The organism is Streptomyces sp. NPDC001796, assembly GCF_042892355.1.
Taxonomy (GTDB): Bacteria; Actinomycetota; Actinomycetes; order Streptomycetales; family Streptomycetaceae; genus Streptomyces.
Map to the genome: position 1 here is coordinate 299,932 of NZ_JBIAUC010000008.1, position 11,665 is coordinate 311,596.

Annotated in this window: 11 protein-coding genes; 7 read left to right on the plus strand and 4 right to left on the minus strand. The window is 67.0% G+C overall.

What is annotated here, in order from left to right:
- The first annotated feature begins 29 nt into the window (after positions 1-29).
- Positions 30-2,003 carry a glycosyl hydrolase family 28-related protein gene (locus ACFYZE_RS19330; protein WP_388995117.1) on the plus strand — a complete coding sequence of 658 codons (1,974 nt, stop codon included), beginning with the start codon at positions 30-32 and terminating at the stop codon, positions 2,001-2,003.
- 98 nt (positions 2,004-2,101) lie between these two features.
- Here ACFYZE_RS19330 and ACFYZE_RS19335 read toward each other — a convergent pair whose 3' ends face one another.
- On the minus strand, positions 2,102-3,619 hold the full coding sequence (locus ACFYZE_RS19335) for a hypothetical protein (protein WP_388995120.1): 1,518 nt from the start codon (positions 3,617-3,619) through the stop codon (positions 2,102-2,104).
- Between the two features lie 482 nt (positions 3,620-4,101).
- Here ACFYZE_RS19335 and ACFYZE_RS19340 point away from each other — a divergent pair, with 482 nt between their 5' ends.
- From ACFYZE_RS19340 to ACFYZE_RS19350, 3 genes are all read left to right on the plus strand, one after another.
- Positions 4,102-4,500, plus strand: coding sequence for an IS3 family transposase (locus tag ACFYZE_RS19340; protein ID WP_388995299.1), 399 nt, complete (start codon positions 4,102-4,104; stop codon positions 4,498-4,500).
- 132 nt (positions 4,501-4,632) lie between these two features.
- Positions 4,633-4,920: a hypothetical protein gene (locus ACFYZE_RS19345; protein WP_388995123.1), complete on the plus strand. Its 288-nt coding sequence runs from the start codon at positions 4,633-4,635 to the stop codon at positions 4,918-4,920.
- A gap of 8 nt (positions 4,921-4,928) precedes the next feature.
- On the plus strand, positions 4,929-5,321 hold the full coding sequence (locus ACFYZE_RS19350) for an SNF2-related protein (RefSeq protein WP_388995126.1): 393 nt from the start codon (positions 4,929-4,931) through the stop codon (positions 5,319-5,321).
- A 399-nt stretch (positions 5,322-5,720) separates the two neighbouring features.
- Here ACFYZE_RS19350 and ACFYZE_RS19355 read toward each other — a convergent pair whose 3' ends face one another.
- Positions 5,721-7,079, minus strand: a complete 1,359-nt coding sequence (locus ACFYZE_RS19355; protein WP_388995130.1) for a beta-1,3-glucanase family protein — start codon at positions 7,077-7,079, stop codon at positions 5,721-5,723.
- Between the two features lie 420 nt (positions 7,080-7,499).
- Here ACFYZE_RS19355 and ACFYZE_RS19360 point away from each other — a divergent pair, with 420 nt between their 5' ends.
- Positions 7,500-7,889, plus strand: coding sequence for a septal ring lytic transglycosylase RlpA family protein (locus ACFYZE_RS19360; protein ID WP_388995133.1), 390 nt, complete (start codon positions 7,500-7,502; stop codon positions 7,887-7,889).
- Between the two features lie 123 nt (positions 7,890-8,012).
- Entirely contained in the window at positions 8,013-9,152 is a 1,140-nt protein-coding gene (locus ACFYZE_RS19365; RefSeq protein WP_388995136.1) for a glycoside hydrolase family 19 protein, read from the plus strand.
- Here the strand turns inward: ACFYZE_RS19365 and ACFYZE_RS19370 are convergent.
- Complete coding sequence (locus ACFYZE_RS19370; RefSeq protein WP_388995139.1) at positions 9,095-9,622, minus strand: hypothetical protein; 528 nt, start codon at positions 9,620-9,622, stop codon at positions 9,095-9,097. The two genes, ACFYZE_RS19365 and ACFYZE_RS19370, sit on opposite strands and share 58 nt — an antisense overlap.
- 130 nt (positions 9,623-9,752) lie before the next feature.
- On the minus strand, positions 9,753-9,935 hold the full coding sequence (locus tag ACFYZE_RS19375; protein WP_388995142.1) for a hypothetical protein: 183 nt from the start codon (positions 9,933-9,935) through the stop codon (positions 9,753-9,755).
- A 343-nt stretch (positions 9,936-10,278) separates the two neighbouring features.
- Between ACFYZE_RS19375 and ACFYZE_RS19380 the strand changes: the two genes are divergently transcribed.
- On the plus strand, positions 10,279-11,646 hold the full coding sequence (locus ACFYZE_RS19380; RefSeq protein WP_388995145.1) for a lectin: 1,368 nt from the start codon (positions 10,279-10,281) through the stop codon (positions 11,644-11,646).
- Positions 11,647-11,665 lie beyond the last annotated feature (19 nt).

An 11,665-nucleotide genomic window follows, 5' to 3' on the forward strand; every position in this document is an offset into this window, starting at 1 on the left:
GGCGAAGAGCCGCCGCAGCCCTATCGGCCGTGACAGCGACGGTCGGCCTCATCGTCGTGCCGGCCGGCGAGGCCGCGGCGACCGGTGCCGCCCAGGAGACCCAGGCCGCGGCGGTGACCCGTGCCGGGCTCGACCCTGCCCTGGTCGCCGGTCGCGGAGCCGACCTCGGCTTCCTGGAGCAGGAGGCGGAGCACGCCCCGACCGACGGCACCGTCATCGGGCCGGGCCGCACCGCGTACACGCTCGCCGCCGAGGCTTCAGGCCGCAGTGCGGTCACTCTCGCGCCTGGCCAGTACGTCGAGTTCACGCTGCCGCGTGCCGCCAACGCCATCACTGTGCGCTACAGCGTCCCGGACGCCCCGACCGGCGGCGGGATCACCGCCCCGCTCGACGTCAGCGTGAACGGACGCCACCGCAGCACCATGACGCTGACCTCGCAGTACGCCTGGCTGTACAACCAGTATCCGTTCACCAACGACCCCACCGCCGACCTGCTGCACCCCGACTGGTGGATCACCGAGTGCGGCTGCGTCCCAGGCGCCACCACCCCGGCCCCGGTGATTGCCAAGCCGTTCCGGCCGAACCACTTCTACGACGAGCAGCGGCTGCTGCTCGGCCGTACCTATCCGGCCGGTGCACACATCCGGCTGCGCGTGCCGCAGCGCAGCGAGGCCGCGACCACCGTGATCGACCTGATGGACTCCCAACTCGTCGCTCCGACGAAGGTGGACCCGTCAGCGGTCAACGTGCTGGCCTTCGGAGCGGACCCCAGCGGACGGCGCGACTCCGCCGACGCTGTCGACAAGGCCATCGCCTTCGCCAGGCGAGCACACCTGAAGGTGTACATCCCTCCGGGGACGTACCAGGTCAGCCGCCACATCATCGTCGACGACGTCACGATCGAGGGCGCCGGCAGCTGGTACACGATCATCAAGGGCCACCAGGTCACCCTCGCGGCACCGGCCCCGGACGGCTCGGTCCACACCGGCGTCGGCTTCTACGGCAAGGACGCTTCGGCGGGCGGCAGCCACCATGTGCACCTGTCGGGCTTCGCCATCGAGGGCGACGTGCGCGAGCGGATCGACACCGATCAGGTGAACGGCATCGGCGGGGCCCTGAGCGACTCGACCATCGAGGGGCTCTACATCCACCACACCAAGGTGGGCATGTGGTTCGACGGGCCCATGAGCAACCTGCGGATCACCGGCAACCAGATCGCGGACCAGATCGCCGACGGCATCAACTTCCACACCGGGGTGACCGACTCCCTCGTCTCCAACAACTTCATCCGGAACACCGGCGACGACGGGCTGGCCATGTGGTCGGAGAAGACGCAGGACGCGGGCGACGTCTTCGACCACAACACCGTACAGACCCCGGTGCTGGCCAACGGGATAGCGCTGTACGGCGGAACGGACAACACCGTCTCCGGCAACCTCGTCGCGGACCCCGTCCGGGAGGGCAGCGGGATCCAGGTCGGCTCCCGTTTCGGCGCCGAAGCCTTCACCGGCCACCTGTGGATCACCGACAACACCACGGTGCGTGCCGGTACCTACGAGCTGAACTGGAACATCGGGCTCGGGGCGATCTGGTTCTACGCCCTGGAGAAGGACATCGGCGCGGACGTCGAGGTGGCGGGCGACTCCTTCCTCGACAACACCTACAACGCGGTGATGTTCATCGCCGACTGGCCGGTCAAGGACAAGTATTCGATCACCAACGTGCACTTCAAGCACATCAGAGTCGACGGTACGGGCACGTCCGTGGTCAGCGCCCGCGCCGCGGGGTCGGCGAGTTTCGAGGACGTGCAGGCCCGCAACGTCGGAGCGGTGAGCGTCAACAACTGCGGGTCCTTCCACTTCACCCCTGCCGGTTCGGAGTTCTCCGTCTCAGACCGCGGCGGCAACGGGTCCTGGCTCGCGCCGTGGGAACTGCCCAACACCATCACCTGCGACGACCGGCCCGCGGTGGTGCCCCCACCCGCACCCAGCCCCTGGCCGTAGGAGCCCAGAGGATCCCATGTGGCGAGTCACCTCCCCGGGCCTCCAGGCTCCGGGGGGCGGAGGCGGCCGGCTGGGAGGTACTGGACCGCCCGGTCGGCCTAGAGGAACTCGGCCAGCGGGAAGGACCGATGGCGACGTGGTGGAACCAGATAGTTCTGCCGGTGGGTCGTGTGCAGGACCGAGTTGATGCCGGCGTGGGGGCTGCGCGGTGGGACAGGGAGTGTCATATCGGGATAGTGGCCATCCATCGCGAGTCGAACCCGATTGAAGATTCCAATCGTCGGCTGGAACGAAATGAAGTGCAACCCGGCGGCTTTCTTCTCGCTGTAGTGGTCTGCCACCGGATCGGATGTGTAGTGGAATGGATTGTCCAGTGTGTCGAAATCGCCGCGCACGGGGATGGTTGTCCCGGTGGGATAGGCCTTCCCGTAGTTGCTGGTCGTCGGTGATGTGGTGCTGTCCACCTGCGACATGCTCCCACTGTGGCCGTAGGCGTGGTACCGCTGGACCCCTTGCGCTACTTGGGCCTCACTTTGACCTGGCGGTTGGAGGGCAAGCGTGCCCGGTGCGGGCGCGGGCGAGAGGCCCGGCTGGAGCATGGCCTGGACGCGATCCGCGTACTGAGGGAACTTCCGTTCGTACCAGGTCACCAGATCTTGAAACAGGTGCGAGAGATGCATGGTGGTCCCCTGTTTGAAGTAGCCGTTGGGCCACTGATCGGTGAGGCCGGGCAGGGTCTCGAGATTGGCGATGTTGCCGGGTCCCATATTCGAGTCCAGGGTGGTGGCGAAGCCGAGGAAACCCTGCGCCTGTCGAGGGATCGACTGCGCACCAGGGATACCGGCTGCCAGTGCCAGCTTGCTCGGCAGGCCCTGCTGCCCGTAGAAACCGCCCCCGGAGAAGCCGTAGCGGATACTCGTCACCTTGAACAGGCTGCCCGCCTGGGTGCTTCCAGACCCGAAGAGGACGTTTTGGGCTGCCTTGACATTGGCGAGCGAGTCACCGCGGAGTAGCACGGCTACGTCATTCTGTTCCAAGCGGACCGGCCCGAAGCCAGGCGGCGGCTGGTCGCTGGGGAAGGTCCTGGCCTTCTGCAGCGCATATACGGTGTGGCCCTCTGTCTTGGAAGTCATCAGATCGACCGGCAGATACTCTGGGTAACGCGTTCCCGCCTTGAAGAAGCCCGACGTCTTGCCCAGGGCTGGGATGTAGTGGTGGAAATAGGGAAGTCCCCAGGCTACCGTGATTGCCACTCCTTTGGGGGTGGGCGGAAATTGGCGTTCCACATCCAGGAGGGCGGACTCGAAGTGGTGCTGCGCCTCCTGCAACGCCTTAGCGTTCGCCGGCACATTCAGCCTTGCGGTAATGACATGATCGTGCAGGGCCGGCACCCGGACCGCAATCGTGCCATTGCTGCTCTTCACGCCCGAGCCATCGACCATGACCACTGGCTCGTTCTGCAGGATGTATTGTTCCTGGATGGTCGGGCTGTCGGCGCCGGCAGCGGGCCGGTCCGGTGGTTTTGCAATGCCGTCGATCAGCTCATAGATGCCGGCGGATGCTAGAGCGGCACCGACGCCTCCCGCTGTCCCTTGAAGAAGGCGTCGCCTGCTCAAGTTCCCATGCGATCGTCCCGCACGGGTATTTTCGTTGCTATCTGACATGAAACGTATTCCCCACTATGGAGTAGATGTCCGCCATCACCCGGCATCGAGGTCTCACCTGCTCGAATGACCGGGGCTGACCTCCTGCCACTCATGCGCATCGGAGGGGTCAGAGTTGAAATAGAGGGTGAGAGCTGGGGTGAGTGCGCCGTCGCTGAGGACCTCCCTCGATCAGCCTGCTACCACGTCTCCGCCATAAGCGTCTGCCCGCAATGCGGAGTTCGCAGCGCCGATACGGCCTGCGCACGTGCCGCCATATAGCCGATGACGGTGGGCGTGCTGGCCAGTTGCCATCGTCATCACCTTCACTGTCGCGATATAACCACACGCAGTCTGGGTCATTGAAGCCAACACGCGGCGTCCTGGGTCATTGAAGCCAACACCAATCTGGTGCAACTCATGAACCTATCCGCTCACCCAAGACTCACTGACTGATCAAGACCGAGTGCGTCCATGGCCTCGTCTTCGCCGTCCGGGCCCAGACGAACCTCGCGCTCTTTGAACACATCGACGGCTCCTATGATCCCCGCCGCATCCAGAAACGGATCGGCTACCTCAGTCCCATCGAATTCGAGGAAAAACACTACGCCGACCAGGCAACGACCGAACCAGTGAACCTGAAACCACGTCAGCCGGTCAGGAGCACTGTCCGCTTATTTGGTCAAGCCTCGGACACCCCACTTGGCGAAGGACACCGGCCTCGGATTCGTCAGAGTCCGCCTCAGCACCCGGCCGCCTCAAAGACCGACCCCCACAACCACACCGCGCATCACGAGCACACAGTCCACAGAGGAGCACCACGTGACCGCGGCGATGCAGCCCGAGGTTCCTGAAGGGCGCGACGCCGACCCGGCGCAGTCGGCATACCCGGCCGGTGCCAGGCCGATTTTCGCTCCTGGCGCCCAGGTGCGCATCCGCCACGAGCAGTGGCTTGTGAAGTAATCTCGGAGTCCCGTGACGGACTCATGGTCGAGGTCAGCGGCGTTTCCCCGTTCGTCCGTGGCACGGATGCGATCTTCTACTCCGGGCTTGACGTGATCGAGGTGCTCGATCCGCGTAACACCCGGCTCGTGCCCGACGACACCTCCGCCAAGGCCCGCCTCCACCTGGAGGCGGTCATCCGCAAGACCGCGCTGCCGCAGACCGAGCACGGCATCGCCCTCGCCGGCTCGTTCCTCATGGACCGGCCGCAGCATCAGCTGCGTCCCGCCGAGCTGGCGCTGTCCATGCGCAATCCGCAGCCCGGCTGCTGATCGCCGACGTGGTCGGTCTGGGTAAGACGCTGGAGATCGGCATCACGCTCTCGGAGCTGATCCGGCGGGGACGCGGCGAGCGCATCCTCGTGGTCACGCCCGTCCATGTGCTGGAGCAGTTCCAGCGCGAGCTGTGGACCCGCTTCTCCCCGCCGCTGGTGCGCCTGGACTCCACCGGCATCCAGCGCATCCAGCAGGAGATCCCGGCAGGCCGTAACCCGTTCGCCCACTTCAAGCGCGTCATCGTCTCCGTCGACACCCTCAAGTCGGCGACGTACGCCCACCACCTGGAGAACATCACCTGGGACGCGGTCGTTGTCGACGAGTCGCACAACCTCGTGAACAAGGGCACCCGCAGCAACCGTCTCGCTCGCGCCTCGCCGAGCAGACCGATGCGCTGATCCTCGCCTCCGCCACTCCGCACAACGGCGGCGCCGAATCCTTCGCCGAGCTGATCCGAATGCTCGATCCGGCGGCCATCGGGGCCGCCGCGCAGAGGTGGTCGGGCGACCGGACGGGAACGCCGGCCGGCTGAAGGTGGTGCCGGAGACCTCCACCTTCGCGCCGGACGTCAGACCGGCCGCGGCCGGTGCCGGGAGTGGCTGCCGTCCGCGCGATCCGAGCCTCGGGCGTGTCGGTGTCGCTGGAGGTGCCCGTGGCGTTCAGTTTCGGCCCGTTACCGAAGCTGCAGCCGACGGAGGCGGGGTCGAGGCCGAAGCCGCGCGGGACGGGCTTCGCGGGGTCGGCGACACCTTCCGGTGTGGTGGCCCCGCGCGCTCAACCCCTGCATGCGTTGGTCGTTACCAGCCGACGGCGACCAGCAGCCACTGCGGGTTGCTGTGGGAGATGAAGGAGGACTGCCCCGCCACGTCGTCGTAGGGGAAGCCGTAGGCGAGGTTGTTGATGGCGTTGTCGTGCCAGAACTTGGCGTAGTAGTTCGCCGGGGCGGCTTTGTAGTACTGGCTCGGGTCGGCCTGCTGGGAGGCCGGCAGCGTGGCCACGTGACGGTTGAGGGCCGCGCACATGTCGGGGTTGCTCGCCAGGGAGGCGGCGCAGCCGAAGATGTCGGAGGTGGCCGCGTTCACGCCGACGGACTGGGCGTAGGAGGTGAAGTAGTTGGCGTTGGCCCCGCCCGCGCGGAAGCTCGGGTCGCTGCCGGGGGAGATGATGCGGTACGGGGCCTGGGTCTGGGCCAGTACCTTGAACTGGGACGGGACCGCGTCGGTGAAGCGCTGGAAGGTGGTGGCGCGGTCCTCGGCGAAGGTCTGCCGGTTCTCGCCGACCTCGACGTCGTAGCCGTCCTTGGTGTGCAGCCGCATGGCGAGTTTGAGGCCGAAGGCGTCGACGCGTGTGGTGTTGCCGTTGAAGACGTTGTTGCCGACCGTGAACTCGATGAAGTCGTAGTAGGGGCTGTTGGGCGAGCCGAGGTAGAAGTACATGCGGCCCGCGGAGTTGGCCGGCATGTCGAGGTAGGGCTGTTCAGCGATGGAGTGCGTCTGGCCGTTGAAGCTCCAGTAGACCTGGCTGTCGGGGTACTTGCCGTTGGTGCGGTTGAGTATCTTCACCTCTACGGCGTTCTGCGCGGGCGGGATGTCGTTGGTGCTGCCCCAGAAGCCGTCCGGCGAAGGGGTGCCGCCGCCGGGGCCGTAGACCTGGAACTCCCAGAGGGAGTAGCCGTACTGGGTCGCCCTTGCCGTTCCGTAGACGCGTACGTAGCGACCGCTGCCGGGGACGGTCAGGTTCTGGGTGCCGCCGGTGGCGGAGGTGGTGGAGTAGACCGTCGTCCAGTTGGCAGCGTCGGTGGAGGTCTGTATCTGGTAGGCCTTGGCGTAGGCGGCCTCCCAGGTGAGGGTGACGCGGCTGATCTGCTGGACGGAGCCGAGGTCCACCTGCAGCCATTGGGGGTCGGTGAAGGCCGAGGACCAGCGGGTGCCGGGATTGCCGTCGACGGCTGCGGTTGCGGGGAAGGAAGCGTTCTCGGTGGAGGACGCGGTGGCGGGGCGCCCTTGGGAGAGCAGCTGGTCGTCGGCCCGTGCGAGCGAGGGTGTCAGGGCGAGGACGCAGGCTGCGAGCAGGGCGATCACCAGGCCGACCGCCGTGCGGGAGCGCGCGGTAGCGGTCGCTGGTCTGCACGTGAGCGCACTTGACGAAGTCTGCACGGGGGTCTCCGGATGCCGAGTGGGCGGGTGTGGGGGGCTGGAGGAACAGGAGGTGGAGAGCGCTCTCGGGGTTTGTACTCCCGCCTCTCCATGGCGTCAACAACTGAAGGCGAAACGAGTGGAGTTCACAGGATCGGGCACGGCATACCTGCGTCTGTCAGACGGGGCCACGTACAGAACCGCCCGGTCTCTTCGGGACCCGTTCAATTGGCCGATCCCAAGCCCTATTCGCCGTTCACCACTTGACGTGTCTGGTACAGACCTTCTAGGTTCCGGCCGACGGGCTTCATGTACGCACCCACGCCCCACGTCAGTTGAGCTGGTGTGTCGTCCCCGTGCCCCCTTGTTCCGAAAGGCTGTGATGGTCCTCCATGGCCGGCACTCCCCCCACGTTTCACCGCGTTACGGTGCAGCCTCGTCGTGGCCGCACTCGCACTCTCGGCCTGTCTTCAGACTGCCTCCGCCGAGGCATCCCCCCAGAAGGCAGACGACCAGCGTTGGTCGACGCACTACGGACCCCAGCCACCGGGCCCACTCACCGCCGACGGAGAACTCTTCGACAACAACGCCGACACCGCCGCGACTTCTCCCAGCCGCCGGCCTCAGCTGCCGTTCGGCACCCGTGTCCAGGTCACCAATGTCGCCAACGGCAGGTCGCTGGTTGTACGCATCAACGACCGGGGCACCTTCGTTCAGACGCCCCAGGAACACAAGTGCCTCGACCTGACCGACGGAGCCTTCGCCCGGCTCGGCGGAAGCCTTGATCCCGACGTCGGCCACATCGTAGTCATCGAGCGAGTCCTGACCTGAGAGCGCTGTTCACCGCGCCTCGCCAAGGCAGCCGCGCTCGACCCCGGCGCGTCCCGCGCCGTACCCCGTCAGCCCGTCACCGTCACCGTCACCCGTACGACACGGCTCAGGAGCGATCTTCCTATGTCCACCCCCCACTTCATACGGCTCTTCCCCAGACGCATGGCCTTCGGCCGACTTACGGCCGGAGCCGTCGTCGCCGTGCTCGCCGCACTCTTCACCACCGCGCCCGCCCACGCCGCCGACGGCCAGATCACCGGACTCGCCGGGAAGTGCGTCGATGTGGCCGGCGCCAGCAGCGCGAACGGCACCGCCGTCCAGCTCTACGACTGCAACGGCACCGGTGCCCAGCAGTGGTCCAACCCCGGTGACGGAACTCTTCGGGCACTGGGCAAGTGCCTGGACGTCGTCGACCGCGGCACGGCCGACGGCGCAGCCGTCCAGCTGTGGGACTGTTCGGGAGGGGCCAACCAGCAGTGGGTGGTCACATCGGCCCATGACATCGTCAACCCGGCGGCGAACAAGTGCCTCGACGTGCGGGACAACAGCAGCGCCAACGGCACCCGTCTGCAGATCTGGAGCTGCACGGGCGCAGCGAACCAGAAGTGGAACGCCCCGGCGAGCGGCGGCAGCAGCAACTCGTCCGGATTCGTCGTCTCCGAGGCCCAGTTCAACCAGATGTTCCCGAACCGGAACAGCTTCTACACCTACAGCGGTCTCGTCCAGGCCCTCGGCGCCTACCCGGCCTTCGCCAACACCGGAAGCGACACCGTGAAGAAGCAGGAGGCCGCTGCCTTCCTCGCCAATGTCAGCCATGAGACCGGGGGGTTGGTGTACGTGGTCGAGCAGAACACCGCCAACTACCCCACCTACTGCGACTGGAGCCAGTCGTACGGCTGCCCCGCCGGTCAGGCCGCCTACTACGGCCGCGGCCCCCTCCAGCTCAGCTGGAACTTCAACTACAAGGCCGCCGGCGACGCCCTGGGAATCGACCTCCTCGACAACCCCTGGCTGGTGCAGAACGACGCCTCCGTCGCGTGGAAGACCGGCCTGTGGTACTGGAACACCCAGTCCGGCCCCGGCACCATGACCCCGCACAACGCGATGGTGAACCAGGCCGGCTTCGGGCAGACAATCCGCTCCATCAACGGTTCCCTGGAGTGCGACGGCAAGAACCCCGCCCAGGTGCAGAGCCGCGTCGACGCCTACCAGCGGTTCTCGTCGATCCTGGGCGTCAGCCCTGGCAGCAACCTGTACTGCTGATCGAACCCCGTCACGGCGTGTTCTGCAGGGAAGCGGTGCCTTTGACGTCTTCCGGCGCGGTCTCCATGAACGACATCTCCGGCGGCGGGACGCGGAACATCCGGGTCAGGTAGGCCAGGTACACCACGCCGAGGCCCAACCAGATCAGGCTCAGGGTGAGCGCCCCGCCGTCGAGGTGGCAGAACGATCGCGGGGGCGACCACGTACGACAGCGGGTTCACGACATCACCGGCACCGCGGCGCCGCACATACGTGGCCAGTAGCGAGACGCTGACGAAGGTGAAGGTGGTGAACGCGCCGAAGTTGATGAAGGACGTCGAGGTGGCCACGCCCATGCGCAGGGCGATCAGGCCGACCGCGCCGGTCAGGAGGATGTTGAGCGCGGGGGTGCGGTAGCGCTCGTGGAGGTAGGCGACCATGCCGATGGTGCCGCCGCCGATCAGCGCGGTGAGCAGGAGCGCGCGCGGCATTGTGCACTTCGGGGCGACCGTCTCCTCCGTGAGCGTGGTGACCGCGTCGAGACCGAGGAAGGAATACGCGGCGATGGCGGCGCCCGCCGAGATCCCACGGTCGTCGCGGCGTTGGCGAAGGGTGCGGTGCTCACCAGTGCACCGGCGCCGCCCTTGTGGAAGACGTGGCGCACCGAAGGGCCACGAAGATGCCGGTGACCAGCATCTGGAAGACCATCAGAGGGTCGTTGACGCGCTCGGCGGTCCTGATGCCCCGGACGTTCAGCGCGGTGGTGACGGCGACGGGGTGACGATGACCTCGGCGCCCTGCCACGCCAGGTGGCGGGGCGACCTCCGGGAACCCGGCGTCGTAGCAGATGGACCAGGGCCGGCAGAACCTGCCGGACGCAGCCCGGGTCGCGCCGGCGAGAGTTGCTCAGGCGTAACAGGACGTGCCGGGGCAGTCAGAGCGGCCCCGATGACGGAGAAGCCCATCTCGCGTGCGCCGCACTGAGTAGACCAACACCGCCAACTCCCTTACTGAGTATGTTACTTCACGCCTTGACGAAACTGGTCCGTACCTTTAGTTTCTCCGGGCGACCACACACCGTGCGTCGACCCGTTCGCAAGGCGAACGCGGCCCGAGCACCCATCCCCCACGAAAGGGTCGCCCCGTCATGGCCAGAGCCAGGTACTTCCCCGCATCCGCCGCCCTGTCGGTCTCCGCGCTCACCCTGTCCTCCGCCCTGCTCACCGCTTCCCCCGCCCAGGCCGCCACCGGCGCCATCACCGGGCTCGCCGGCAAGTGCCTCGACGTCGCCGGGGCCAACTCCGCCGACGGCACGCCCGTCCAGCTCTACGACTGCAACGGCACCATCGCCCAGCAGTGGACCGTCGGCAGCGACGGCACCATCCGGGCGCTGGGCAAGTGCCTCGACGTGACCGGCAATTCGACGGCCGACGGCGCCAAGGTGCAGCTGTGGAGCTGCACCGGCGGCGCGAACCAGAAGTGGACCGTCACCGCCGCCCACGACATCGTCAACCCGCAGGCCGACAAGTGCCTGGACGTCAGCGACAACAACTCCGCCAACGGCACCCGGATACAGATCTGGACCTGTACCGGCGGCGCCAACCAGAAGTGGACCGCGCCCGCGGCCGGCGGCAGCACCCCGGCCGCGCCGATGGCCGTCGCGCCGTACCTCTACAACGGCTGGGGCAGCCCGCCCGACCCCACCACCATCACGCGGGCCACCGGCGTGAAGTGGTTCACACTCGCCTTCGTGCTCAGCAACGGCTACTGCAACCCCCAGTGGGACGGCAGTCGCCCGCTGACCGGCGGCGTCGACCAGCAGACCGTCAACACCGTGCGGGCGAACGGCGGTGACGTCATCCCGTCCTTCGGCGGCTACAGCGGCAACAAGCTGGAGAGCTCCTGCTCCAGCGCCGGGGAACTGGCCGGCGCGTACCAGAAGGTGATCAACGCCTACGGCCTGAAGGCGATCGACATCGACATCGAGGCCGACGCCTACAGCAGCGCGACCGTGCAGCAGCGGACCGTGGACGCGCTGAAGACCGTGAAGGCGAACAACCCCGGTCTGAAGGTGTACATCACGATGGGCACCGGGCAGAGCGGCCCCGACACCAGCCTCATCAACCGCGCCGCCGCCTCGGGGCTGAGCGTGGACGCCTGGGCCATCATGCCGTTCGACTTCGGCGGCGCCGGCCAGAACATGGGCAACCTCACCACTCAGGCCGCCGAGGGCCTGAAGAACGCGCTGAAGAACGCCTACGGCTACAGCGACGACCAGGCCTACCGGGACATGGGCATCTCGTCCATGAACGGCATCACCGACAACAACGAGACCGTCACGGTGAACGACTTCAGGACCATCCTCGCCTACGCCCAGGCCCACCACCTCGCCCGGCTCACCTTCTGGTCCGCCAACCGCGACCGGCCCTGCACCGGCGGCCCCGCCGACAGCTGCTCCGGCGTCAACCAGTCCGACTGGGACTACACCCGCGTCTTCGCCGCCTACACCGGCTGAACCCCCAGGCCGTCCTGAC

Excerpts from the sequence above, each read along its gene's own strand:
- ACFYZE_RS19370 (WP_388995139.1), bottom strand. The coding sequence starts at position 9,622 with ATGCCGCGCGCGCTCCTGCTCACCGCGCTGATCGGCGGCGGCACCATC.
- ACFYZE_RS19380 (WP_388995145.1), top strand. The coding sequence starts at position 10,279 with ATGGCCAGAGCCAGGTACTTCCCCGCATCCGCCGCCCTGTCGGTCTCC.
- ACFYZE_RS19365 (WP_388995136.1), top strand. The coding sequence starts at position 8,013 with ATGTCCACCCCCCACTTCATACGGCTCTTCCCCAGACGCATGGCCTTC.
- ACFYZE_RS19345 (WP_388995123.1), top strand. The coding sequence starts at position 4,633 with ATGGTCGAGGTCAGCGGCGTTTCCCCGTTCGTCCGTGGCACGGATGCG.